Annotated in this window: 22 protein-coding genes and 1 pseudogene; 14 read left to right on the forward strand and 9 right to left on the reverse strand. The window is 70.3% G+C overall.

Annotated elements, in window-relative coordinates; all coding sequences use genetic code 11:
* Positions 1 to 513: 513 nt before the first annotated feature.
* The 3 genes from ABZ810_RS25235 to ABZ810_RS25245 all read right to left on the reverse strand — a co-directional run bounded on the left by ABZ810_RS25235 (position 514) and on the right by ABZ810_RS25245 (position 3,071).
* On the reverse strand, positions 514 to 1,875 hold the full coding sequence (locus ABZ810_RS25235; protein WP_358407107.1) for a site-specific integrase: 1,362 nt from the start codon (positions 1,873 to 1,875) through the stop codon (positions 514 to 516).
* A 438-nt stretch (positions 1,876 to 2,313) separates the two neighbouring features.
* Complete coding sequence (locus tag ABZ810_RS25240; RefSeq protein ID WP_358407109.1) at positions 2,314 to 2,517, reverse strand: helix-turn-helix domain-containing protein; 204 nt, start codon at positions 2,515 to 2,517, stop codon at positions 2,314 to 2,316.
* Positions 2,518 to 2,528: 11 nt separating this feature from the next.
* The gene (locus ABZ810_RS25245; protein WP_358407112.1) at positions 2,529 to 3,071 is read right to left on the reverse strand and encodes a hypothetical protein; all 543 of its coding nucleotides are present in this window, start codon (positions 3,069 to 3,071) and stop codon (positions 2,529 to 2,531) included.
* 38 nt (positions 3,072 to 3,109) lie between these two features.
* On the opposite strand from ABZ810_RS25245, the gene ABZ810_RS25250 reads away from it, so the two are divergent.
* Together ABZ810_RS25250 and ABZ810_RS25255 are read left to right on the forward strand one after the other, a co-directional pair.
* Entirely contained in the window at positions 3,110 to 3,406 is a 297-nt protein-coding gene (locus ABZ810_RS25250; RefSeq protein WP_358407115.1) for a hypothetical protein, read from the forward strand.
* Positions 3,407 to 3,788: 382 nt separating this feature from the next.
* Complete coding sequence (locus ABZ810_RS25255; protein WP_358407118.1) at positions 3,789 to 4,712, forward strand: NAD-dependent epimerase/dehydratase family protein; 924 nt, start codon at positions 3,789 to 3,791, stop codon at positions 4,710 to 4,712.
* 167 nt (positions 4,713 to 4,879) lie between these two features.
* On the opposite strand, the pseudogene ABZ810_RS25260 reads toward ABZ810_RS25255, so the two are convergent.
* A pseudogene (locus ABZ810_RS25260) lies at positions 4,880 to 5,058 on the reverse strand (IS5/IS1182 family transposase); the annotation flags it as partial.
* A 2,378-nt stretch (positions 5,059 to 7,436) separates the two neighbouring features.
* Between ABZ810_RS25260 and ABZ810_RS25265 the strand changes: the two are divergent.
* From ABZ810_RS25265 to ABZ810_RS25285, 5 genes are all read left to right on the forward strand, one after another.
* On the forward strand, positions 7,437 to 8,396 hold the full coding sequence (locus ABZ810_RS25265; RefSeq protein ID WP_358407121.1) for a hypothetical protein: 960 nt from the start codon (positions 7,437 to 7,439) through the stop codon (positions 8,394 to 8,396).
* Between the two features lie 269 nt (positions 8,397 to 8,665).
* Positions 8,666 to 10,159 carry an aldehyde dehydrogenase family protein gene (locus tag ABZ810_RS25270; protein ID WP_358407124.1) on the forward strand — a complete coding sequence of 498 codons (1,494 nt, stop codon included), beginning with the start codon at positions 8,666 to 8,668 and terminating at the stop codon, positions 10,157 to 10,159.
* A gap of 107 nt (positions 10,160 to 10,266) precedes the next feature.
* A complete protein-coding gene (locus ABZ810_RS25275; protein ID WP_358407125.1) occupies positions 10,267 to 12,204 on the forward strand; it encodes an acyl-CoA dehydrogenase in 1,938 nt (645 codons plus the stop codon).
* A 143-nt stretch (positions 12,205 to 12,347) separates the two neighbouring features.
* Complete coding sequence (locus tag ABZ810_RS25280) at positions 12,348 to 13,583, forward strand: amidohydrolase family protein (protein ID WP_358407127.1); 1,236 nt, start codon at positions 12,348 to 12,350, stop codon at positions 13,581 to 13,583.
* A 204-nt stretch (positions 13,584 to 13,787) separates the two neighbouring features.
* Positions 13,788 to 14,594 carry an SAM-dependent methyltransferase gene (locus ABZ810_RS25285; RefSeq protein WP_358407128.1) on the forward strand — a complete coding sequence of 269 codons (807 nt, stop codon included), beginning with the start codon at positions 13,788 to 13,790 and terminating at the stop codon, positions 14,592 to 14,594.
* 12 nt (positions 14,595 to 14,606) lie between these two features.
* Here ABZ810_RS25285 and ABZ810_RS25290 read toward each other — a convergent pair whose 3' ends face one another.
* Both ABZ810_RS25290 and ABZ810_RS25295 read right to left on the reverse strand, forming a co-directional pair.
* On the reverse strand, positions 14,607 to 15,608 hold the full coding sequence (locus ABZ810_RS25290) for a serine hydrolase domain-containing protein (protein ID WP_358407130.1): 1,002 nt from the start codon (positions 15,606 to 15,608) through the stop codon (positions 14,607 to 14,609).
* A gap of 516 nt (positions 15,609 to 16,124) precedes the next feature.
* The gene (locus ABZ810_RS25295; RefSeq protein WP_358407133.1) at positions 16,125 to 17,279 is read right to left on the reverse strand and encodes a diaminopropionate ammonia-lyase; all 1,155 of its coding nucleotides are present in this window, start codon (positions 17,277 to 17,279) and stop codon (positions 16,125 to 16,127) included.
* 94 nt (positions 17,280 to 17,373) lie between these two features.
* Here ABZ810_RS25295 and ABZ810_RS25300 point away from each other — a divergent pair, with 94 nt between their 5' ends.
* The 3 genes from ABZ810_RS25300 to ABZ810_RS25310 all read left to right on the forward strand — a co-directional run bounded on the left by ABZ810_RS25300 (position 17,374) and on the right by ABZ810_RS25310 (position 19,005).
* Entirely contained in the window at positions 17,374 to 18,327 is a 954-nt protein-coding gene (locus tag ABZ810_RS25300; protein ID WP_358407135.1) for a LysR substrate-binding domain-containing protein, read from the forward strand.
* A gap of 202 nt (positions 18,328 to 18,529) precedes the next feature.
* Positions 18,530 to 18,799, forward strand: a complete 270-nt coding sequence (locus ABZ810_RS25305; RefSeq protein ID WP_358407138.1) for a hypothetical protein — start codon at positions 18,530 to 18,532, stop codon at positions 18,797 to 18,799.
* Between the two features lie 65 nt (positions 18,800 to 18,864).
* Complete coding sequence (locus tag ABZ810_RS25310) at positions 18,865 to 19,005, forward strand: hypothetical protein (RefSeq protein ID WP_358407139.1); 141 nt, start codon at positions 18,865 to 18,867, stop codon at positions 19,003 to 19,005.
* A gap of 3 nt (positions 19,006 to 19,008) precedes the next feature.
* Here ABZ810_RS25310 and ABZ810_RS25315 read toward each other — a convergent pair whose 3' ends face one another.
* Both ABZ810_RS25315 and ABZ810_RS25320 read right to left on the reverse strand, forming a co-directional pair.
* Positions 19,009 to 19,221: a hypothetical protein gene (locus ABZ810_RS25315; RefSeq protein WP_358407141.1), complete on the reverse strand. Its 213-nt coding sequence runs from the start codon at positions 19,219 to 19,221 to the stop codon at positions 19,009 to 19,011.
* Positions 19,222 to 19,382: 161 nt separating this feature from the next.
* Entirely contained in the window at positions 19,383 to 20,045 is a 663-nt protein-coding gene (locus tag ABZ810_RS25320) for a mechanosensitive ion channel domain-containing protein (RefSeq protein WP_358407143.1), read from the reverse strand.
* Positions 20,046 to 20,148: 103 nt separating this feature from the next.
* On the opposite strand from ABZ810_RS25320, the gene ABZ810_RS25325 reads away from it, so the two are divergent.
* Positions 20,149 to 20,955, forward strand: a complete 807-nt coding sequence (locus tag ABZ810_RS25325) for a MerR family transcriptional regulator (RefSeq protein ID WP_358407848.1) — start codon at positions 20,149 to 20,151, stop codon at positions 20,953 to 20,955.
* A 116-nt stretch (positions 20,956 to 21,071) separates the two neighbouring features.
* Here the strand turns inward: ABZ810_RS25325 and ABZ810_RS25330 are convergent, their stop codons facing one another.
* Complete coding sequence (locus ABZ810_RS25330; protein ID WP_358407145.1) at positions 21,072 to 21,698, reverse strand: hypothetical protein; 627 nt, start codon at positions 21,696 to 21,698, stop codon at positions 21,072 to 21,074.
* A 19-nt stretch (positions 21,699 to 21,717) separates the two neighbouring features.
* Here ABZ810_RS25330 and ABZ810_RS25335 point away from each other — a divergent pair, with 19 nt between their 5' ends.
* From ABZ810_RS25335 to ABZ810_RS25345, 3 genes are all read left to right on the forward strand, one after another.
* The gene (locus ABZ810_RS25335; protein ID WP_358407148.1) at positions 21,718 to 22,341 is read left to right on the forward strand and encodes a serine hydrolase; all 624 of its coding nucleotides are present in this window, start codon (positions 21,718 to 21,720) and stop codon (positions 22,339 to 22,341) included.
* A gap of 57 nt (positions 22,342 to 22,398) precedes the next feature.
* Entirely contained in the window at positions 22,399 to 24,171 is a 1,773-nt protein-coding gene (locus ABZ810_RS25340) for a prolyl oligopeptidase family serine peptidase (protein WP_358407150.1), read from the forward strand.
* 193 nt (positions 24,172 to 24,364) lie between these two features.
* Complete coding sequence (locus tag ABZ810_RS25345; protein ID WP_358407151.1) at positions 24,365 to 24,973, forward strand: hypothetical protein; 609 nt, start codon at positions 24,365 to 24,367, stop codon at positions 24,971 to 24,973.
* Positions 24,974 to 24,979: the final 6 nt, after the last annotated feature.

Raw genomic sequence — 24,979 nt, forward strand, 5'->3', positions numbered from 1 at the left:
TCCCCAAGACAATCCGCTCAACTCTACCTGGCACATGTCGGCTGCTACCGCTGGCTTACTGTTCGGGTCGCTTGGCCTCTCGGAGACTGGCCTGCATCGCGAGCCCTGCAGGGATGTAAACCGCCATGGTAGATGTTGCCAGGTGACCGGCCTTGGCTAGGCCGAGGATGTTGCAGCAGTCCGGCGGCGCCTGGACCCGCCGGTCGCAGGGGCACGGATCCGCGGATGATCAAGCCTTGAGGGCTGTCGGAGTAATGACAGGTGATACACCGTGTGTAGGCGAGACGTCGCCTGAGCGCACCGGTACCCGTCACATGAAGCGCTGGCCCAGCAGAGGCGGAGCAGGTGTCCCTTTTGAGTCGGTTCCACGGAGACACTCCCGGCCCGGTTCCCCAGACAGGTTTCTGCTTGGCGCCTGCATACACGCTCCGCCGTCAAGCTCACCTCACAACTTGATGTTGACCATGGCATCAGGCGCCGTGTTCAGTTCCGTCGTGGTCGGAACGCTTGTTACTAGCCGCTGGCACGGTTGCGGGTCCTGGCTAGGGCAGTGAGGGCTGTCTCGTCGGCGTCGGGGAGGGTGTGTAGGTAGCGCTCGGTTGTTGCGATGGAGGCGTGGCCGAGGCGTTCCTTGACGACCTGGAGATCGGCGCCGCCGTTGAGGAGCCAGGAGGCGTGGGCGTGGCGTAGGTCGCGCATGGTGGGTTTTGAGTTGAGGCCGGCGGCGGCTAGAGCGGGGTACCAGATTCTGCGGCGGAACCAGTCGTTGGGGATGTGGCCGTCGGTCTCTCGGACGCGGCGGGGGCGAGGGTTGTCCTTGCCCTTCGCGCGGCGGGCGGCTCGGTAGAGGGTGAAGGCGCCTCGGCAGTAATCGCAGCGGCACCGTCCGGCGGTGTACGCGCTGAGGGTGCCGTGGTTGTAGGTGCGGCCCTTCTCGTTCGGTTCCGTGCGGCCGAGGGTGTCCGGGTCTGGGATCTCGGTGATGCGGGCTCGGGGCTTGTCTTGGGGTGGCATCTGGAAGAGGAGGTCGTCTCGGGTGAGGTCCGCCGAGCTGATGTGGGCTTCTAGCTTCTCGGTGATCTGGGTGCTGAGTTTGAAGCGGCGGTACTCCTTGTCCTTGGGGTAGTCCTTAACGAGGAAGTGGCGGCCTTCCGGGTGGAACTTCGGGTTCAGCTCGACGACTGTGCGGCTGACGGTGAGGATGCGGGTTCTGAGGTTGATGTCCTTCACGCGGAGCTCGCTGAGCTCGCCCCAGCGGAGGCCGCTCTCGATCTCGGTTTCGGCGAGGAGCCGGAAGGTTCCCTCGGGGAGTGCGTGGTAGACGTCGTCGAACTGCTCGGGCGTGATGATCTCGAGTGGCTTGCGGACGACCGGGGGCGTGCGTACTCCGCGGCAGGGGTGGATGAAGGTGACCTGGTCGTCCATCGCCGTGGTGAAGATGGCACTGAGGATGATCTTTTGGTAGCGGATGGTCACCGGCTTCATGCCTTGGTTCTTGAGGGCCGTGATCCACGCGCGGACGTGCTCGGGGAGGATGTCGATCATCCGCATCGAGCCGAACGTCGGCATGATGTTTCTGTAGATCGCGTACGTGTAGCCCTCACGGGTGGTGGCCTCGATCTGGTGGTTTGGGAGCCAGGTCTGCTCCACGTAGTCCTTGAACCGCTGTCTTCCGCGGCCGGGATCTCCCGTTCGGCCTCTGGCGACCTCGACCTCTTGTCGTTGCCATGCCTTGTCTGCGTCCTTTTTGTTGGAGTATGTACCGGCTGACCGCAGTCGTCCTTTGATGTCGAGGTAGCAGGCCGTGTAGCGATACTTTCCGTTGTCACCCTTGCGCTTTTTCGCATATCCCAAGGCGCAATCCCCCTTGATCATCCGTCCGTGATTTGTCCGTGGACGGCGGCGGACGGGCCATCCTTGTCCGTGAATGGCTGGCACCGTCTTAGGCCGTCTACCTGGGATTTTAACGCGGATCGTCTTTACTTGCATGACCCCCTTATGGCCATTGTTTTCGGTTCGGGACGAAGAGGTCGTGGGTTCAAATCCCGCCACCCCGACAGGTTGATGAAGGTCAGAGGCCGTTTCCCTTCATAGGGAGACGGCCTCTTGATCGTTTGACCCTCGGACTGAACGTGATCATGCATCACGGACCCTCACTCTGACGGCACAGGATCGTCCCCGGCCAGGGCGGTCGCAGGGCGCGCCTGTTCAGATCTCCGACATCAGGAGGGCGGGCTCCGGCTGGAGCCCGCCCTCCTGATGAAGGTCACCGCATCGAGCGCTCAGGTGAAGCGAGCGCTCCCTCTCGGCGCCTCAACGAGCCGTGGGGTGATGCTCCAGGAGGCGCTGAAGATCGGCGGTGATGACGCGGTAGCTGGCACCGATGCGGATCGTCTTACAGGGGAACCGCCCGAGCTTGGCGAGCTGGTAGGCACGTGTGCGTCCAAGGCCCAGGGCACGCGCCGCGACCTCGACGGTCGTCGTAGTCGGCAGGGCCAGCAGTTCTTCGCGGCTCATGGGTTTCATCGTCAGACCTTCCGCCGGGTCCGTCGGTCGATGGGCGCGGCCTGAGGCCGCGGATGGTCCTCGGGTGGGAGAGACACCGACACCTCGTTGATCGAGAGCGGGAAGTCTTCGGCAGCGGTCTCGGCAGCGCTGCCGATCACACGTTCCGGCGCTGACACGGGGACGCCGTGGAGAGCATTGATCGCACGCTGAGCTTCGCTGAGAGCACCGTGAAGGTCGCCCGTGTAACGTCCGGCGAGGGAGAGCGCCTGGCCGAACTTGCGGACGAAGGGCGCGACCGGTTCTCCGAGATCGTGGCCCAGTCGGCCAGCCTCTTCCTCGTGGACCAGGAAGTCATTGAGTTGCGTGATGGTCTGGCCGAGGCCGTGGGCTGCGACGCCGGGGTCACTCAGAACCGCGTAGGCGGTGCCCACCTCGGTCAGGTCGGGTGGACCGCTGGTCGCGTGGTTGAGCTGCCGGACCCCTTCGTGGAGATCACGAGCGAGCTGCATGGTGCTGTCGTCGTCACGGACCGGGGAGATCGGCTCTTGGCTTGCGTTGGTCATGCGGACGCTCCTGAGTACGGCGGCGTGCATCCTGCGGAATGCCGGCACAGCTCGCCGCGATGAAACAGACCGTTCCCGCCGCCGAATGGGACCCCGTCTGGCCCGGCGCACGCTACGGCCTGGGAATCGGCCAGTTCGCATCCCCGTGTGGCACCTACTGGGGTCACGCCGGAAACACGCCCGGCCACACCGCTCACAGTGGGTTCACCGAGGACGGGCGCCGCGGGATGGTCCTGTTCACCACATTGTGGATGCCGAACGAGAACGCGCTCCCGGTCGAGAAGCTGGTCAACGACGCGATGGACAATCTGATATGCGATCGACACGGGTCGTGAGGCCCGGCGGCGTCGAAGGCCCCGGCGCTGAGGACCTCCTGGCGTATTCCACCCGAGGCTGCGCCGGCGCCACGACACCTCATCGCCTGTGAACGCTATGGGGATTGAGTGCTGAACCTGCAGAAACCGTCAAGACCTCTGATTCCTCGTGCCCGTGCCCGTGCGTATCTCAAGCTCACGGGCTGCGAGTTCTCGGGCGTGGGGGTGGGGGTCGGTCCGACGTCAGCCGTGGGCCCGCGCCTGGTCGGTCAAGGCGACGATGCCGGCGGTGAAGACCATGGCAACACGCAAGAGATCAATGCACATAAATGAGAGCACTGCTCTTGACATCAGTGCTCACAAAGAAGAGCATTGCTCTCATCCAAGAGATCGTGAGGACGTCATGGGAAAGCACGTCATCGTCGGGGCAGGGCAAGTCGGTCGAGGGTTGGCCGTCCTGCTGGCTGAGCAGGGGCACGAGGTCGTAGTGGTCAGCCGATCGGGTTCGGGGCCGGACAGTGCGACCAATGTGGCAGCGGACGCCACCGACCAGGACCGGCTGATCGAGATCACCAAAGGTGCGGACGCCCTCCACAACTGCGCCGCGCCGCCGTACCACCGCTGGCCGCAGGAGTGGCCGCCCCTGTTCGCGGCGCTGCTGGCGACGGCGAAGGCGACCGGAGCGGTGCTGGTCACGGCCGGCAACCTCTACGGATACGGGCCGGTCGATCAACCGATGACCGAGAACCTGCCGCTCGCCGCGACGCTGGCCAAGGGCCAGGTGCGCGCGAAAATGTGGACTGACGCGCTGGCCGCGCACCAGGCGGGGCGTGCACGGGTCACCGAGGTGCGCAGCTCCGACTACTTCGGGCCCGGCGCGGGAGACCAGACCCCGGCCGGTTCGCGGTTCGTGCCGCCATTGCTGGCGGGTAAGCGTGCGATGTTCCCCACCGACCCAACGGTCCCGCACAGCTGGACCTACCTGCCGGATGTCGTACGCGCCATGGCGTTGGCCGCCACAGACGAGCGCGCCTGGGGACACGCCTGGCACGTGCCGACCAATGCGGCGATGTCACCCCAGGAGCTGGCCGAGCGGCTGTGCACGCTCGCCGGCGCACCGGCACCGCGCGTCACCCAGCTGCCACGTTGGGCGATGAGCGCCATCGGAGTCGCGTCGCCGGTGGTCCGCGAGCTCAAGAAGACCCGGTATCAGTTCGACCGGCCGTTCCTGCTCGACTCCACCGCGTTCGAGACGACATTCGGCATCGGCCCCACGCCGATGGATGACGCGCTTCGCGCGACCATCGCTTGGGAACGACGCGCGTAATCTAGCTGGCCCGGCAGCACCGCGAGACGCTGCGGACCGGCAACGTCCTGCCGCAGAGGCGACGGTGTGCACCTGGCCGGCCTCCTCCAGCAGCAAATCGCCGAAGTACGTGCGGGCGCCTGTCTCCAATGCACCGCCTACCCCCCACCAACCACAGTGAGCTTTTCAGCGCCTAGCTCGGCGAACGTCTCGCCCTGCGCAGGTAGACCAGCACCATCAACGCCTGCATGCCAGGGGTGAGCGCCCGGCCCTTGCTGCCCAGGCTGGTGCGATGCCGACGGACGACTCCGGTCACGTAGTTCAGGGTCGAAGGCGACAACGGCAGCGAAGCGCGATACAACAGCATGCGAGGCCCTCTGGTGTGAATGGGGAGGCTGTGGTGATCACCCCGCCTACCAGGGGCTTCGCCATACTCCCGGCCAACACACGGCCCGCGATCATGTTGTGATCAGCAACCCCTCACACCGCCGCTGAAAGGTTCACTGAACGCGATCGAGCGCCGGGTGTCCGGTGATGTCCGGCCAGGTCAGAGGCGTTCGACGGGCCGGCGCGTTCCGGGGAAGGCCGCCCGGGGCGCGGGTTGTCGAAGCATGCCGGAGCTCGCCACGGGCCGCGTGACCCGTACATCTACGGGATGGCCAGCGGCCGGGGCCGTGCGAAATGTCCAGAAGGTGTCCGGTTGGGCGTCCGGGCGGCGCAGATGGTTGCCGGACACCCGTCCGGACGGATGGTCTGGGCAGCATGATCAGTCCGATACGAGTGGGCCTCACCCTGGTCGGGGGATTCTTCCTCGCCGTCCTCGGTGCCATGGCCTGCGACGTGCTGGCGGCGGACGCCGCGCGAGCCGCGGCGGGTCCCGCGCCGCCGGCGCTCGCGCGAGCCGCGGCGCCCGTCGCCCCACCCGGCCGGTGCCTGCCCACCGGCCATGGCGGGGACGCGCGGACGATGGTGTGCGCCGACACGTTCCCACGCGCGTCCACGACCCCCTTCACCGATCGCATCGAGGCGGAGCAGCGGCGGCTGCGAGAGCGGATCGAGCGAATCCGGCAGGACCTCCAACGGCAGCGGACGGCGGCGGAGCAGCCCCGGCGGACCGGCCCGCAGGACCTTCCGCAGAGGGGGCGGCGGGCCGAGTCGCAGTCCGTGGAACCGCGCTCTCCGTCGGCCGGACCCGACCGGCCCGTGGTTCGGTCCGAAGACCCGGGCGGGCTGGACCGGGCCGGGAATCCGGACGGTTCTGACGGCTCCCCTGCCGAGCCGGGACCGGGCTCGGGTGCCCCTGGGTCGTCGGACCCCTCTGACTCCCCGATTCCGCCCGGTCCCCTGGGGCGTCCTGGGGAAGGCTCGGGAAACCTTCCTGAGAACGGCCCGCCGTCCTTCGGACAGACTGCGGGGCGTCCGCCCGGACGGGATGACGAAGAGCCCGGCGTGCCCTTCGGCCAGCGCACCTCCGGCTGGTGGCGCGAGGTCGGCCGCGCCGTGGGGGCGAGCCCGCCGGTCCGCCGTACGCGCGAGCGCTACGTGCGGGTCAGGCGCGGGCCGTTCACTCCCGGTCCATGGATCATGTCGAGTCCGCGCACCATGCGGGCGCTGTGGGGGCCGACCGCCGTCGCAGGGGACGGTGTCGACCCCGTGGTCCAGCGGTTCATCTTCACGGGTGTACCGATGTTCACGGAGGGCATCGACCCCATCGGGCTCACGCGCTTCATCCAGCCGGTCGGGGACTTCCTCGACCCGTATCTCAGCGCGCGCCGCGCCCAGGCGCTGGACAGGGCCGAACGGCGGGCGGAACGTGCGGCGCGAGCCGTCGAGCGTGCTCGCGATCGGGGCGCTGGGACCCAGCGCGCCTATCGGCGCCTGGCCCGGGCCAACGCCAACCTCCTTCGGGAGCGCCGGGCGCATGTGGAGGGGATCCGTGCGGACCTGCGGTCAACGCAGGCCCGCCTCGATCAGCTCCGGGCGGCACGCGCCGCCACCCGCAACCCGGTCACCCGCGGTCTCCTCGCCAACAACCAGGTCATGGCGGGCGATGCGCGGCGGAGCACCCTGGTGGCCGCCGCCCAGCTAGACCGCGAGCCCTGGGCGCGCGGCGCCGGGTGGAGGCCGGGCGAGGGCGACCGGACCCCGCTGTCGGGCCCGTCCGGACGCCCCGGACAACCGTCCGGACGGGCCGGCACTGTTCCGGCGGCTGCTCCACGAACCGGTCCGATTCCGGGCCGAGGCAACCGCCAAGGCACCTGGCCCACCCTCAAACCCAACCCCAACCCCACACCACGAACCGGCCCCATCCCAGGCCCAGGCAACCGCCAAGGCACCTGGCCCACCCTCAAACCCAAACGAAACGGCGGTGAAGGCGGGGACCCACCGCCGGCGCGGCCGGGGCCGTCCACGGGGCCCAGGCCCGTGCCGCCTGCGCCGTCCGGTGGTGCGGTGGACCCTCGGCCTCCCGTGCAGGCCGGGCCGGTGCGCCAAGCCGTCTCAGGAGTCCCGGGAGGCGGAACGGTGCGTCCGCCCGCTCCGGGGGCGCCTCTCGGTGGAACCGTGCGCCCGCCTGTTTCGGGGCCCCTCGGCGGACCGGTGCCGCGTCCACCCAGTGCGGGGACGGGGACAGGGGTGCCGGGGCCGTCGCCCGGCGGACCGCGTCCGCAGATCCCCGCGCTCGGAACGGCGCGCCCGCCGGTGACGAGGACCGCCCCTCCGGTCATCCCCGGCAGGGTGGGGAACATGGCCGGGGGTTACGCCATCACGTTGGGCGTGGCGGAGATGCAGGCACAGGTCATCGCTCGTAACTACGGACTCCAACTGGCCGACGCGGCCGACCGGAGGGCGAACGAACTGGGCCGGCAGTTCGCCACCGACCGGGACGCGGCACGCGTGTTCCTGGAGGAGTACAACAACCGGAACCGCAACACCTGGACGAAGTGGACCTGGCCGTTCGGAGGCAACACGTACAAGTCCAGCGAACTACGTCATGACCTGGCCGAACTCGTGAAGAGGCTCTACCCCGAGCTGGTCGCCACCGGAGAGCCGCTGGACGACGTTTCGCTGACACCGCAGAATCCGCTCGACCGAACCGGCGTGCTCACGCCGGCGGACATCGCCAGAATCCGCGACACCCCGGCGCTGTACCAGTACAGGACGGGAATGGAGGGCAAGGGCCTCGACCGGTTGCTGCTGCTCCGCGATCGGAAGCCGCCGGCGTCGGCGCCGCGGGTGGAGCTCGCTCCGCCCCAGGAGCCTCATGACGCGGGTCCACCGAAGTCCGGTGTGCGGATGTACGGCCAGGAAATGCGGCACGGCGTCGGGTCGGGCGGCCGAATGCCCCACGAGGGCTGGCGGGACGACGACGAGCCGAGCTACGGGAACCAGAACCGGGGCCACAACACGATCGATCCCGATCGTGGCGGCACCCCGCCCCGCCGAGACGGCAACACGCTGAACGAGGGCGGCGGTCGCGGTGTCGGTCCGTCCGGTCCCCCCGCCGGGGGAGCACCGTCCGGCGCCGCCCCGGCCCCGACCGGTCCACCGGCCGGGGGCGAGCAGCCAAGCCCGGGCAACGCCGGGGGCCCGCCCGCCACCGGCGGCACCGGGCCTGCCCCGGAGCCCGGCCCGGGACGGCTGAAGCGGCTGGAGCGGGGACCCGAGGGCCGTTCGGCCCCCGCCTCCCCGTCGGTCCGGGTGTGATCCCGGTACCTGTCGCCTGATCGAGGCCCGCGCCGGCGACGGCGCGGGCCTCACCCATGTCGGCGTGGCCCGCGGCGTCCGGTGCGGGTGAAGAGGGCCCTCGCTCGGGTGGAGAACCCGGTGAGGTCGTCGCGAACGTGAACGGCCACTTCCTCATGATCGGGAGTTATCCACAGGCCGGCGGCCGGCATTGTGCGGGTTTTCGGGGGCGGGCAGAATGCGGCCTCGGACCTGCGAACTTCGGCTTCGGGAAGGTGGGTGGGGTCGGCATGGAGGACGCACCTGGTGCGCGGGAGGCGTTCGAGCGGGCTCGGGCCGGGTTCGAGGCGCATCGTGGGCTGGGCGTGCGGGAACGGCTGGCCGCGTTGTCCACGATGAAGGCGGTCATCCTCGAACGGCGGGACGAGATCGTCGAGCGGGTGATGGCGGAGGTCGGGAAGAGCCGCACGGACGCGCTGATCGCGGAGATCATCGGGACGGTCGACTGGATCAGCTGGCTGGAACGCCATGCCGCCGGGCTCCTCAAGCCGCGGAAGGTGAAGACGCCGATCACGCTGCTCGGCAAGAAGTCGATGCTGCTGCGCCGGCCGCTCGGGGTGGTGCTGGTCATCTGCCCGTGGAACTACCCGTTCCACAACGCGATCACGGCGATCGCGGCGGGGGTGGTGACGGGGAACGCGGTGGTCTACAAGCCGTCGGAGCACGCCCCGTGCGAGGGCCTGGTCGAGGAGATGCTGGCCTGCTCGGAGGTGCTGCGGGACCTGGTGCACGTCGTGTACGGCGACGGCTCGATGGGGCGGGCGCTGATCGACGAGGGGCCGGACAAGGTCTTCTTCACCGGCAGCGGGGCGACCGGCGCGAAGATAATGTCGCAGGCGGGTGCCAAGCTGATTCCGGTCGAGCTGGAGCTGGGCGGCAAGGACCCGATGATCGTCTTCGCGGACGCTCCGCTGGAACGTCCGGTCGCCGGCGCGTTGTGGGGGGCGTTCACGAACGCGGGGCAGTCCTGCAGCGCGGTCGAACGCCTGCTGGTCCAGAGCCCGGTCTACGAACGGTTCATGGAACGGCTGATCGAGGAGGCCGGGAAGCTCGTCGTACGGCCGGACGACAAGGGTGACGCCGACATCGGGCGGATGACCGCGGGGTTCCAGCGCGACAAGGTCATCGCGCATGTCGAGGACGCGCTGGCCCGGGGAGCGAGGCTGCGGTTCGGGGAGGTGCCCGGCCGCGACTCCCTCGTGGTGCGGCCGGTCATCCTGGACGGGGTCACCCCGGACATGGCGGTCTGGCGGGACGAGACGTTCGGGCCCGTCCTGCCCGTGATGCCGTTCGCGGACGAGGCGGAGGCGGTCAGGCTGTCGAACGACACCGGGTACGGGCTGTGCGGGAGCGTCTTCACCGCCGACCGGGCGCGGGCGCTCAGGGTCACCGAGGCGCTCGAGGTCGGCGGCGTGTCCATCAACAACGTCAACATGAGCGAGGGCAACCCGGGGCTGCCGTTCGGCGGGGTCAAGAAGAGCGGGTTCGGGAAGTTGCGGGGTCCGGAGGGGCTGCTCGGCTTCACGGTCAGTAAGGCGGTGCTCATCGACAAGGCGACGTCGAAGATCGAGGCCAACTGGTACCCGTACACCGAGGAGAAGCACCGCCGGTTCAACCGTTTCATCGACGCCCTCTACACCGGGCGCCGGCCGCGGCTTCCGGGGATCGCCCGGCACGGTCTGGGGCTCGAACGGTTCAGCCAGCGGCCTCGCTCGCGCGGCTGACGGCGGCACGAGTGGTGTGAGCGGCGTGACGTTCGTGCTGGGCATGAGGTTGCTACCGGCGGGTAGGCGGTGAGTACGGAGGAGATCGCATAAGGGGAGGTCCGGCTGTGAAGCTTTCGCCGTTGGAGGGGTCGGTCGATCCGGAGGCGCTGCGGCGCGTGCTGGACGGGCGGTGGGAGGCCGTCCGGCAGACCGCGCGGACGCGGATGCGGGAGCTGGAGCCGCCGGCCGGTGAGACGAGCGACGTCGAGGAGCAGCGCGAACGGGTGCTCGCCGAGCTGCACAAGCTCGCGGAGGGCGGCTACCCGGGGCTCGGGTTCCCGAAGGAGTACGGCGGTCAGGGCGACATCGGCGGGTCCGTGGTGTCGTTCGAGATGCTGGGCCTCGGGGACCTGTCGCTGCTGGTGAAGACGGGCGTGCAGTGGGGGCTGTTCGGCGGCGCTGTGCAGGCGCTGGGCACCGAGCGGCATCACGCGAAGTACCTGCGGGCCATCATGGATCTCGAACTGCTCGGCTGCTTCGCGATGACCGAGGCCGGGCACGGGTCGGACGTCGCGGAGTTGCGGACGACCGCCACGTACGACCCGGAGACGGCGGAGTTCGTGGTCGACACCCCGGACGAGAGCGCGCGCAAGGAGTACATCGGCAACGCGGCCCGCGACGGGCGCATGGCGGTGGTGTTCGCCCAGCTGGTGGTGGACGGGACGTCGCAGGGCGTCCACGCGCTGATGGTGCCGATCCGCGATGACAAGGGACGTCCCTGCGCGGGCGTGCGGATCGGCGACTGCGGGCACAAGGGCGGGCTGAACGGGGTCGACAACGGACGGCTGTTCTTCGACCAGGTGCGGGTGCCGAGGGAGGCGCTGCTCAACCGGTTCGGGGACGTGGACGCCGACGGCGTCTACCGGAGTCCGATTGACAACCCGTCGCGGCGGTTCTTCACCATGCTCGGAACGCTGATCCGCGGCCGGGTGAGCGTCGCGGGAGGCGCGGGGTCCGCGTCGAAGACCGCGCTGGCGCTGGCCGTCACCTACGGGGAGGGGCGGCGGCAGTTCGAACGTCCCGGCACCGGGACCGAGGTGCGGATCCTCGACTACCTCGCCCACCAGCGCAAACTGCTGCCCGCGCTGGCGACGACCTACGCGATGCACTTCGCGCAGGAGGAGCTCGTCTCCGCGCTGCACGACATCAAGGAAGAGGACGAGGAGTGGCGGCAGCGGGAGCTGGAGTCCCGCGCGGCCGGGATCAAGGCGGTCTCGACCTGGCACGCGACGAAGGTCATCCAGACGTGCCGGGAGGCGTGCGGGGGCGCGGGCTACCTGACGGCCAACCGCCTCACGCAGCTGAAGGCCGACACCGACGTCTTCACGACGTTCGAGGGCGACAACACCGTTCTGCTGCAACTGGTGGCCAAGGGGCTGCTCACCCGCTTCCAGCATGACGTGGACGATCTGGGGACGCTGGGGCTGGCGCGCTTCGTGGCGGAGCAGTTCGCCGAGGCGCTGATCGAACGTACGGCGGCGCGGTCGACCATCGCCCGGCTGCTGACCGCGAGGGGCGAGCCGAGCGAGGCCGATCTGCTCGACCGCGCCTGGCAGCTGGAGGCGTTCGAGGATCGGGAGAAGCACGTCCTGGAAGGGCTGGTGCGTCGGCTGCGCCGGGCCACGTCCGACGACGCCGACCCGTTCGAGGTATTCAACGACGCGCAGGACCACGTGCTGCGCGCGGCCCGGGCGCACGTCGACCGGATCGTCCTGGAGGCGTTCGTCGCGGCGCTCGACCGGTGCGACGATTCGGCCACCGACCTGCTGGGCCGGGTGTGCGACCTTTACGTGCTGTCGACGATCGAGGCCGACCGCGGCTGGTTCCTCGAACACGGACGGCTCAGCCCCGCCACGTCCAAGGCGCTGATCGAGACGGTCAACGACCTGTGCAAGGCCCTCCGCCCGCACGCCCGCACCCTGGTCGACGCCTTCGCCATTCCCGAGAACCTCCTGGACGTCCCGATGACGCGCGACCCGCAGGCGCCCGTCGACCGCACCTGACCCGGATCCCACCGTCAGCCGAACAAGTGGTCGGACGCACGGGCGGTCTGACCGAAACTCGGCGGACCTAGCGCTTGCTTTGGATGGTGGGTAGCCTCCCGTGGAGATCCGGCTTGGAAGTCTCCGGCTGTGAAAGAGGTGCCATGAGCCGCCTGGTCCTCACCGACGCCAACCTGATCGACGGCCTGAACCCGCCGCGCCCCGCCAGCACGGTCGTGGTCGAGGACGGCCGCATCACCGAGGTGCGCTCAGGCTCCGGGAGCGGGTCGGCCTCCGGTTCGGGTGACGGGCAGGTGGTGGACCTGGGTGGACGCACGGTCATGCCAGGGATGATCATCTGCCACTACCACTCGACGTACGACGAGCTCGGGCCGTCGCCGGTGCCGATCGGGCTCGAGCACGCGCCGCCCTACCAGGCGCTGCTGGCCGCCCGGAACCTGCGTACCGCGCTGGAGTGCGGGTTCACCAGCGTGGTCAGCGCGGGCGCGGCCAACGACGTCGACGCCTCACTCAACCGCGCCATCCGCGCCGGCCTGGTCGAGGGGCCGCGCTTCCTGCCCGGCAGCCGCGAGATCAGCACGACCGGGTTCGGCAACGACATGACGCCGTACCACTGGGACCTGCGCGCGCTCGGCGGCATGCGCACCTGCGACGGCGCCGACGAGTTCCGCAAGGGCATCCGCGAGGAGATCAAGCGCGGCGCCAAGGTCATCAAGCTGTTCGTGACCGGCGGGCACGGCGTCGTGCGTTCCAAGGACGCCGAGGAGATGTCGCGGGAGGAGCTCGCCGCCGCCATCGAGACCGGCCATGGGCGGGGCGTCATCGTCCGCGGGCACATCGTCGGCAAGCAGGCCATCCTGGCCGCGGTCCGGCTCGGCATCGACGTCGTCGACCACGGCGACGACATGGACGAGGAGTGCGTCGAACTGCTCGCGGAGAAGGGCACGTCGGTCGCGCCGAGCATCCACTTCACCGAGGTGATGCGGGACGTCGTGCCGGGCTGGGGCTCGGTCGCGTCGCGCGTCCACCTGGGCGAGGGGCGCCCGTACGAGATGCTCACCCATGCCGACAAGGCCGGGGTCAACCTGGTGATCGGGGACGACTACGGCGCGCAGGGCCTGCCGCACGGCTCGTACGCCAAGGAGCTCGAGACGTACGTGACGAAGGCCGGCATCGCGCCGCTCGACGTGCTGCGCTGGGCGACGGTGAACGGTGCCAGGCTGATGCGCCGGGGCCATGATCTGGGTTCGGTCGAGCCCGGGAAAATCGCCGACCTGCTCGTCGTCGACGGCGATCCGGCGTCCGACATCACCGTTCTCCAGGACCGGTCCGCAATTACCGTCCTGACTGGCGGCCGGGTGCGTTCAGGCTCGCTCTGAACGGGCTTGAGCACTCGTCCATGACCACGTAGAAGAGCGAGCGTCAAGCAGAGCGTTAACGTCCGATGGACCACTTCAGACACTTTCTGTAATTTCCGGTCGAATTCGACTAAAGATCGTCGATCTCCACCACCCGGGCGCCCGGCAGCCCGTACGATCGCCGCGAATCCCCGGGAACCCTCAGCGAAGAGGACGGTGCAGGGCATGACGACCGGTGACAGTTCGGCGGCCGCAGAGCGCGTCGATATGACCCGTCCGCATTCCGCCCGGGTGTGGGACTACTGGCTCGGCGGCAAGGACAACTTCGAGGTCGACCGCGAGCTGGGCGAGCAGATCGCGGGGATGTTCCCGCACGTGGTGGCGACCGCGCGCGGCGACCGCGAGTTCATGCACCGGACCGTGCGCCACCTGGCCAAGGAGGGGATCGACCAGTTCCTCGACATCGGCACCGGGCTGCCGACGCCGCCGAACGTCCACCAGGTCGCCCAGGAGATCAACTCCAGGACCCGCGTGGTGTACGTCGACAACGACCCGATCGTGCTCGTGCACGCCCGCGCGCTGCTCGGCTCGACCAGCGAGGGCGCCTGCGACTATCTGGACGCCGACCTGCGCGAGCCCGGCCACATCCTCCGCGAGGCCCGCACGACGCTCGACTTCGAACGCCCCGTCGCGGTGCTGATGATGAGCGTCCTGCACTTCGTGGCCGACTACGACGACGTGACGTCCATCCTGGGCCGGCTGATGAAGGCCGTCCCGCCGGGCAGCTTCCTCGCCCTGACCCACAGCACGGACGAGATCGGCGGCCCGGCGGTCAAGACGGCCTTCGAGATGTGGAACGCGACGGCCCACCCGAAGGCCCAGCCCCGCACGCTCCCCGAGGTCACCGGCCTCTTCGACGGCCTCGAACTCGTCGAGCCGGGCGTGGTGTCGCCGCCCCTCTGGAACCCGCCGGCGAACGACGGCACCCCCGAGCCCGTCCCCCTCTGGGGCGGGGTGGCCCGCAAGCTCTGACCCCTGCGCCCGTCAGCCGCAGAAGGCGGTTTCGGCGGCCTTGGCGAGATCGGCCTCGAAGACCGGGTCGGCCTCCATCGCGGGGCCGTTCTCGTTGTAGGTGATCACGGCCTGGCGGCGGCCGTCGGCGCTGGTGTACGTCCACGTGCGGTAGCCGGGGAAGCCGCCGTCATGTCCCCAGGCCTCGCCGCACGAGAAGCGGGTCCTGACGACGCCGAGACCGTAGTCCTGGACGACGTCACCGTCGGAGACCTTCGCGGTGGTCTTGAGCTCGCGCTGCAGATGGCGCGGGAGGAGACGGCCGGTGTAGAGCGCCCGGTGGAACCGCGCGACGTCGTCCACCGTGGAGATCAGACCGCCGGACGTCCAGGCGCTGGACATGCTGATCTCGGTGCTGACGTCGCCGTAGTCGCCCCAGTACCCGTGCACGTACGGGCCGGGGAACGAGCGGTCGCCGGACGCGGGCAACGACGTGTGCCGCAGCCCGAGCGGTCGGATGATCCGGCGCTGGAACTCGCTCTCGACGCTCCGGCCCGTCGCCTTCTCGATGAGCATCCCGAGCAGGACGTAGCCGGTGTTGGAGTACGTGCCCCTGGCGACGGGCGGCGTCTCCTGCGCGATGCCGACCAGCTCCTGCGGCGTCCACTCGCGGCGCGGGTCGGTCATCACCCGCGGGTCGCGCGTGTAGTCGTCCAGCCCGCTGGTGTGCGCCAGCAACTGCCGGACGGTGATCCGCCTTCCGTCGTGGCCGTTGCGGGTGACGGCCCCCGGCAGCCACTCGGCCACGGTGTCGTCGAGCGACACGCGCCGCTCGGCCACCAACTGGAGGACGACGGTGCCGGTGAACGTCTTGGTCACGCTCGCGATCCGGAACCGGAGCCGCGGGTCCATGGCCTGACCGGTCGCCTTGTCGGCCACACCGGCGCCGGCGCGCGTGACCTCGTTCCCGCGCCGGCTCAGGATGATCACGCCAGGCTGGCCGTCGCGCACGAGCCGTTCCGCAGCACCCCTCAACGGCCCGGATGACGCTCCTCCAGCCTGCACGGACGTGGCCGCGCGCCGCGCGGGCTCGGCCCCGGCTCCAGCGGATGTGGTCCCGGCCGGCGCAGACGCGACCCCGGCCCGCGCGGACGCGGCCCCAGCGGACGCGGACGTGGCTCCAGCCTGCGCGGACGCGGCTCCAGCCTGCGCGGACCCGGCTCCAGCCTGCGCGGACCCGGCCTGCGCGGACCCGGCCTGCGCGGACGCGGTTTCGGGTCGTTCGGCGCGGGCGGTCCCGGCGGATGCCGGTGTGATGGTGGCGGGGAGGAGGGTGGCGGGGAGGAGGGTGGCGGCGAGGGCGGTGCTCAGGCCGAGGCTCAGGAAGGTGGCCCGGCGGGACGGAAGAGTCGACACGGGAGGCTCCTCGTTCGTGCGGCGTGTGAGTCGTTTACGTGATCAACTCTGGCCGCGGAGGACTCCGTGCTGAATGGCCTTGAACACCCGGGTGGCGGTGTACCTACATCCACCTTGGTCAGGACGGGAGCGCGGTCAGGCGGAGAGCGCCGGGTTTGCGGCTGCGCCTTCCGTGCTCAGCAGGACGGCCGTACGGGCGTGGCCTGGTGCCAGCGACGCGCGGCGGTCGGCTGCGGTCAGGGCGGCGCGGACGCCGGCGAGGGACGCGGCGCCGCAGGGGCCCGCCGGAACGCCGAGTCCGGCGAGGTCACGGGCGGCCTCCGCGGCGTCGGCGTCGGAGACGGCCACCGACGCGTCCAGGCCGCCTGACAGGTAGGGCCAGGCGAGGCTGGACGGGGTCGCGCAGTTGAGCCCGGCCATGATCGTCGATCCGGTGGCGATGGTGGTGAGGTCGCCGCGCGCGAGGCTTGTCAGGACGGACGCGGCGGTGTCGGGCTCCACGGACAGCAGCGACGGGCCATCTGGGCGGCGCCGGTAATGGGCGACCGCGGCCTGGGCCAGCGAGCCGACGCCGACGGGGACGGCGACCAGCCCGGCAGGGGCGGCGCCCGCCGCCAGGAGCTGCACGTCGATCTCGGCGAAGAGCGTCGAGTAGCCGTCGGCCACCCACTGCGGCACCCGCTCGTACCCGGGCCAGGCGGTGTCCTGGATGAGCAGGGTGTCGCGCTGCTCGGCGACGGCCGCCGCACGACGTACGGCCTCGTCGTAGTCGCCCGTGACGTCCACGACCTCGGCGCCCTCGGCCTTGATCGCGCCACGTGCGGCCGGGTGCACGCCGTGCGGTACGTAGATCTCGGCGGTGAGGCCGAGCAGGGTCGCCATGCGCGCGACGGCGCGGCCGTGGTTGCCGTCGGTCGCGGTGACCAGGCGCGCCGGCGGCAGGTCCGCGATCCGTTCGCGCAGTTCGCCGAACGAGACGGAGCCGAGCCCGTGATGCCGAGCGAGCGCCCGGTGGATCGCCCACGACGCCCCGAGGATCTTGAACGCGGGCAGCCCGAAGCGTGCGGACTCGTCCTTCACGAACACCCGGTCGACGCCCAGTTCGGCGGCGAGCGCGGGCAGCTCGACCAGCGGCGTCGGCGCGTAGCCGGGCAGCTGGGCGTGGAACCCGGCCACGTCGTAGGTCACCTGGGCGGCGGACGGCGGGCTGGTCCAGGTACGCGCGGAGGGGCGGGCCAGCCAGGTCGAGGTACCGGCGGCGGGCGTCGCGAGGAACGTGTGAGCGGCCATGTCCCTCACGGTGCCGTAGGCTGATCTGATCGGTCCAGCGAAACTTTTCGAGCGGTAACGTTCGGATTCAATTAAAGATCGGGAGACCGTGCCGATGCTCGACCTCCACCGCCTCCGGCTCCTGCGCGAGCTCAAGCACCGCGGCACCCTCACCGCCGTCGCCGAGGCCCTCTCCTACAGCCCGTCGTCGATCTCGCAGCAGCTGTCCGTCCTGGAGAAGGAGGTCGGCGTACCGCTGCTCGAACCGGTCGGACGCCGCGTACGCCTGACCGAGCAGGCGGAGATCCTCGTCGCCCACACCGAGGCCGTGCTGGAGCAGCTCGAACGGGCGGAGGCCGAGCTCGCGGCGTCGATGTCGGGATTGACCGGCGTCATCCGCGTCGCCACGTTCCAGACCGCCGCGCTCGCCCTGTTCCCGGACGCGTTGACGCTGCTGCGCGAGGAGCACCCGCGGCTGCGCGTCCAGGTGACGCAGACCGAGCCCGAGACCGCGCTGCCCGCGCTCCTCGCCCGCGACTTCGACCTGGTCATCTCCGAGGAGTATCCCGGCAACCCCAACCCGCGGTACGCCGAGATCGAGCAGGAGGACCTGTGCGAGGACGAGATCCGGCTGGCACTCCCCCGGCGGCTGGGCGAGACCCTGGCCGGCACCGACCTCGCCGACCTCGCCGCCCTGGCCGACCACCCCTGGGTCATGGAACCGGCGGGCGGCGAACCACGGCAGTGGGCGATGGCGTTGTGCCGCAACGCCGGCTTCGAACCCGACGTACGTTTCGAGTCGAGCGACCTGCTGCTCCACGCGCGGCTCGTCGAGGAGGGGCACGCGGTGGCGCTGCTCCCCGACCTGGTCTGGTCGGGCGGGCCGCCGGCGGAGGGCGTCGTGCTGCGGTCCCTGCCGTCGGACCAGCGGCGGCGGCGCCTGACGACGGCCGTTCGCCGTGGTGGGGGCCGTCATCCCGCCGTTCGCGCGTGCCGTGAGGCCCTTCGTCGTACAGCGGGGACATCCGAAGCGGGCGCTGGAGCGAATCAACCGGGAGCGGACATATGACCGCGAGCACGATGGCAGCAGGCGAAGTCCCTGGCTGAGCCGCCGGCCCCTGAGACGGGTGGGGCCTGCCTAGGGGAGGCATAGGGGGTTGGCTCCACCCGGGTTGGGGGTTTTCCCCGATGGCGCGTTCTAAAGCCGGTTGTCATCGTGGTCTGTAAGCGAACGGGGCGGTAGAACCCCGGCTCAAGGAAGAAGGCACGCGATGTCGACCACACTCTCTCCGACCGCGTTGAGCACCAGCGACCTGGCTCGCCTCCTCTTCACCTCCCGGCTTCAGGCCTCCGACCGCCCCACCACCGAGCAGGTGCGCGCCGCGATCGACGAGCGCCTGTGCTCCTGGGGATCCGACTGCGGCACCTGTCTGGCGTCCGTGGCCCAGGAGGCCGGTGACCACCCGGAGGCGTACGCCGTCCGCATGCGCTGGGCACTGGACACCGTGGCCCGCGCCTACTCCCCCGGCGTCGCCGCCTGAGACGGCGCCGCGGACCACCACCGACCACCCACGGCCTCAGCAACCTGATCCGAGGAGAGATCCAGATGACTTCGCGCTACGCCGTCCGTCCCGAAGAGATCGCCCCGCAGAGCCTCAGCGACCTGCTGGCGACCGGCACGCCCGAGCGCAGGAACGGGACGCGCCGCAAGCATCGCCGCGCCATGACCCGGCGCCGTGTGACATAAGGATCAGGAGCGCTTCTTGGTCTTCTTCGACTTCTTCTTCTTGTCGCTGTCCGGCTCCCACTCGTAGCCGGGCGTCCCGGCCTCGCAGTACCTGTCGGCGACCTTCTGGTCGGTCGCGTCGAGCTCACACCAGCGCTTGCCGGAGCACGCGCTCAACCCGATACCCGCGACCAGAACGGTCATCGCGAGCACCGTGTTACGGGCCTTGGAGGGCATGTTCGGCCTCTTTCGGGGGGTTGAAGGACACCCTGCGTGGCAGAGGGTAACGCAGAACATCTGATCACCAGTGCTCCGGAGCGGACGGTCAGGACATGAGCGTCAGCGGCCGGAGACATGACGGTGGTTGGACGCGGCGGCGCGCACGACCGTTCCGGCGGTCATCGGCGCGCGGGCACCGACTCTCCGGCGGCGGCCCTGTCGAGACGGGCGACGGCGGCGCTCTGCATCAGCGAGTTGGGCACCGCGAACCGCCCCTCCGCGCTCTTCAGCTGGACGTACAGCAGCCCGATCTCCTGCACCGTCCCCTCCAGTTCGCCGCCCAGCGGCCCTGACCGGATGTGGACCTCGTCGCCGATGTCGAACGGATGCGAGTAGAGCAGCACGATGCCGGCGAAGACGTTCGCGAGCGTCTGCTGCCCGGCGATGCCCAGGATGACGCCGGTGAGGGCACCGCCCAGGATCAGCTGCCCGATCGGCAGGTTCACCAGGCCGAGCATCGTGATCAGCGCGATCACGGCCCCGGCGAGGACGACGCACAGCCGGACGATCGCGGCGCGGGCCTCCCCCAGGCGCGGCACCGTGACCCGGCGCAGCTCGCCGCCCAGGCTGACGACGGACGCGACCGCGAACGCCAGGAACACGAACGCGCCGGTCCACGCGAGCAGTTTGGACGCCGCGTCGGCCCCGTCCGGATCGCCGAACCTGGCGGCCACGGCGGCGCACAACGCCAGGACGCCGAACACGATCGTCCGCCGGAGCCTGGGCCTTGGCGTCACCTGGATCCGCGGCGGACGCCCGCCGGCCCCGATGCCGTTCGTCATCGCGCGGACCCCCCTCGCCGCACCTGACCGCCGCGTCCCGCGGCTTCCGGGACTGTGCCCTTGATCATCGATGGTGAAACTATGCTTGGCGGTCGTGAGCGACATGCCTGCCCAGGACGCCGGCCCCGAGACCGGCCCCGAAGCCGGTCCGGAAGCCCGCGAATTCCGGATCAGCGAACTGGCGCAGGAGGCCGGGGTCCCCGTCCGGACGCTGCGCTACTACCAGGAGCGCAAGCTCCTCCCGCCGCCGCGGCGCGAGGGCCGGATCGGCCTGTACTCCGAGGAGCACCTCGCCCGGCTGCGCGTGATCGGCAACCTGCTCGAACGCGGGCACACCCTGGAGGGCATCCGCGAGTTGTTGTCGGCCTGGGAACAGGGCCACGACGTCGCCGCGGTGCTCGGGCTGGAGAAGGCCGTCACCACCCCGTGGTCCACCGAGGTGCCGGTCACCATGTCGTTGTCGGAGCTGGCCGCGCTGTTCCCCGGCGAGGTCGATCCGGAACGGGTGGAGCAGGCGATCTCGCTCGGCCACATCTCGATCGACGGCGACCAGGTCACGCACTGGAGCCGGCGGCAGCTCGACGCCACGGTGACGCTCGTGCGCGCGGGCGTGCCCCTGTCGGAGGTGCTCGAGACCAGCCGGCGCCTCCAGCGCAGCGTGGACGACCTCGCCGACATGTTCGTAGAGATGATCATGAAGCACGTGGTGGGGCCCATCAACACCACCACGCTCGGCGACCATGAGCTGGCCGACCTGACCGCCACCCTCGCCCAGCTCCGTCCGGGCGCCGAGGTCGCGGTCGACGCCGGCTTCGCCCGAGCCATGGACCGCCGGGTCCGCCAGGAGATCGACCGGGTCTTCGGCCGCCTGGCCGCCACCACCCCCACCGACGACCCAGACCCCACCTGAGCCACCCCGGCCCACCTGCGACGACCACGCAATACCCACTCATGACCAACTCCCCGGTCACCAACCGAACAGACCCTGTAACCCACCGCTAACGTGACTCGAATGTCACGGGGCGCCTACCGAACTCTGTCCGTCACCCTGCTCACCACCGCCCTCCTCTCCCCCACACCTCCAGCAATCGCCACACCTCCGACAAGCTCAGCACCAACCTCCGCGTCGACCCCAGCAACGTCGGCAACAGCGCCCGCGACGACCTCGGCGCCAATTCGGACGTCAGCTCCAGCGTCAGCGTCAGCGACGGCTCCGGATCCGGCCCCAAAGCCGAATTCGGCGACGAACTTGAGGTCGCTCGCGGCGACAACCCCCACGGCGACGACGGCGACGAATTCGAGAGCGGGGGAAGGGGCGGCCCCGGCGAAGGCGCTGGCACCGAGGGCGAACGCGACAGCTCTGGCGTCGGCTCTGGCGTCGGCGGTGGCACCGAGGGCGAACGCGACAGCTCCGGCGTCGGCGGTGGCGTCGGCTCCGGCGTCGGCGGTGGCTCTGGGGAGGTCGGCGACAGGGATGGGTGGGGTGTGTCGGTCGGAGGGGGATTCTCGGGTCGCTCGGAGCCTGGGTAACGGGATTCTGGGGGCGCTGCGGGGGCGTGCGGGTGTTGAGTCCGTCGTGGTGTACGACCGGCGGAGGAAGATCCGCTGTGCCGTCGCTCCGGGGCGGCGGTATGACTCGGCCAGTGTCGTCAAGGCGACGATTCTCGGGGCCGTGCTTCGCCGGGCCGTTGAGCAGAGGCGGTGGCTCACGTCCACGGAGCGGACGCTGGCGGGCAGGATGATGACACGTTCGGACAATGCGGCCGCGTCGGCGTTGTGGGGGGCGGTCGGACGAACGCGGATGCAGCGCTTCCTCAGGCTCGCCGGTATGACGCAGACCAGGCTCGGCCCGGGCCGCTACTGGGGGCTGACCCAGATCACCGCCCGCGACCAGATCAAGCTGCTCACCGTGCTGACCTCGCGCACCAAGGTCCTCACCGACCGGGCGCGGCGGTACGAATTGAGCCTGATGAACAAGGTGATCCCGTCCCAGCGCTGGGGCACGCCGGCAGGCCGGCCGGGCGGGGTCCGCTGGCATGTGAAGAACGGCTGGTTGCCGCGCCATGGCCGGTACTGGCGCGTCCACAGCATCGGCGCCTTCTCCGGCCGCGGCCAGGACTACATGATCGTCGTGCTCACCCGCGGCACGCCGTCCATGACGTACGGCGTCCGTACGATCGAACGTGTCGCCCGCGCGGTCCATGGGCGGCTCAACCCGGGCCAGCGCACGACCACCGAAACCGTGCCCGACGAGACCTGGGAGACCTCCGACGGTTCCGTCCCGCCCCATGCGTGACGCAGCGGCGCGGCGTTCTGGACATACCGTTAAGCCGCCTGGCCCATACTTGGTCGCATGGTCGACGATGAGCGCTGGAAGGCCCGTTTCCGGGCCGCTCGGGTGAGCCTTCCGTCCTGGGCACGGAACGCACCGCACCGGTCGATGTACCGGTCGAACGCCACCGGGACGTGGGAGATCTACACGTGGGACCGTGACACCGGCGAGCAACGCCAGGTTACGGACCGCCCCAACGGCACCTGGATGGCCGGCGTCGACCCCTCCGGCGAGTGGATCTGGTGGTTCGCCGACACCGATGGCGACGAGTTCGGCGTGTGGCACCGGACGCCGTTCGGCGGCGGCGAGAGCTCGCCCGCCGTGCCGGGCCTGGAGCCGTCGTTCCCGTCCGGGCTGGCGCTCGGCACCGGCGGAGTCGCGGTGATCGGCCGTTCCACCGAGTCCGGGAGCTCTCTGCACCTGTGCAGGCCGGACGCGGCGAGCACGCCCGAGACGTTGTACGAGCACACCGAGGACGCGCACGTCGCGGCGCTCTCCCGGGACGAGAGCCTCATCGCGATCGGGCACAGCGAGCACGGCGACAGCCGTCACATGGCGCTGCGCGTCGTGCGGCAGGACGGCACGACGGTCGCCGATCTGTGGGACGGCCCGGGCAAGGGCGTGTACGGCGACGCGTTCGCCCCGGTCGAGGGCGACTCGCGGCTCCTGGTCGGGCACGAACGCCGCGGCAAGGATGAACTGCTCATCTGGGACCCGGTCAAGGGCACCGAGCAGGAGATCGTCCTCGACCTGCCCGGCGAGGTCGGCGCTCGCTGGTACACCGACGGCTCCGCGCTGCTGATCTCGCACTCGTACGAGGCGCGCGACGAGCTCTACCGCTACGACCTGGCGGCCGGTTCGCTCACCCGCATCGACACGCCGCGCGGCGTGATCGGCGGGGCGGCGCCGCGGCCCGACGGCACCGTGGAGTACTCCTGGTCATCGGCCGCCGAGCCGCCCGCGATCCGTTCGACGACGGGCGAGGTCGTGCTGACGCCGCCCGGCCCGGCCGCGCCGCCGTCCGTCCCGGTCGAGGACGCGTGGGTGGACGGTCCCGGCGGGCGCATCCACGCGCTCATCCGGCGCCCGGCCACCGGGTCGGCGCCGTTCCCGACGGTCTTCGACGTCCACGGCGGCCCGACCGCGCAGGACGAGGACTCGTTCGTGGCGTCCACGGCGGCCTGGGTCGACCACGGCTTCGCCGTCGTGCAGGTCAACTACCGGGGCTCGACCGGCTACGGCTCGCAGTGGCGGGACGCCAACGAGGGCCGCGTCGGCCTGACCGAGGTCGAGGACGTCACGGCCGTACGCGACTGGGCGGTGGAGTCGGGGCTCGCCGACCCGGACCGGCTCGTGCTCACCGGCGGCTCGTGGGGCGGCTACCTCGCGCTGCTCGGCATCGGCACCCGGCCGGACGACTGGACGGTGGCGGTGGCGGCCGTTCCCGTCGCCGACTACGTCGCGGCGTACGAGGACGAGATGGAGGGGCTGCAGGCGTTCGACCGTTCGTTGTTCGGCGGCTCGCCGGCCGAGGTGCCCGACAGGTACCGCGAGTCGTCGCCGCTGACCTACGTCGACCAGGTCACGGTGCCGGTGCTGATCCTGGCCGGGGAGAACGACCCGCGCTGCCCGATCCGCCAGATCGACAACTATCTGGACCGGCTGGCCGCGCTGGGCGTCCCGCACGAGGTCTACCGTTACGACGCCGGGCACGGCTCGCTGGTCGTGGAGGAACGCATCAAGCAGATGGAAACGGAGCTGACGTTCGCCCTGAAATATCTAGGTATGTCCTGATCTGACAGGCCCGGAACTGGCCCATTCCTCCAGGTCGCGGTTTACGCGATCAGCACGACGGGGATCCCTGATCTCGGCCAGGGAAGAGCGATCACCGGTGGAAAGAACCGGTCCCCCCGGCGCCGTCGCCCGACGCGACGGCGCGGTGCTCAGTTCACGCCCTCATCACGAGGACTCAGAACCGGGGGGAACCATGTCGAATCAGGACGAGCCGTACCACCATCCCGGGCGGCGCCGCACCGCGCTGCTCAGCTGTGCCGTCATCGCGGCGACGACGTTCACCGGGTTGACGCCGGCGACCGCGGACACGACCGCGGACGACGGGCCCGCGGCGGGGAGCGCCCACCCGACCGGGTCGATGCCCGCCATCTACAAGCGGTACGCACGTTCGGCGCGGATCTCGAAGTCGGTCCGCATGCGGCACCGGTTCGCCGAGTGGTCGCTGCGCACGAACGGGATCGGCTGGCGGTCGAACGGCCGTTGCAACGACCGCGACCGGGTCGACTGCACCTCGTTCGACGGCATGCGCTGGGGGTCGATCGACGGACTGATCGACTTCAAGGAGGACAGCGGCTGCCGCCTGGTCGTCTCCGGCGGCACCGAACGCGGCCACGCCCCGGGGCGCTACAGCCACGGCAAGGGCTACAAGATCGACGTGATGCCGAGCCGCTGCACCGACCGGCACATCACGCGGACCTACCGCCACGTGGGACAGCGCGGCGACGGCGCGGAGCTCTACCGTTCACCGGCCGCGGACGTCTACGCCCGCGAGGACAGCCACTGGGACATCACCTTCCGCTGACCCGCG

The sequence above is a fragment of the Spirillospora sp. NPDC047279 genome (genome assembly GCF_040643285.1).
GTDB lineage: Bacteria > Actinomycetota > Actinomycetes > Streptosporangiales > Streptosporangiaceae > Spirillospora.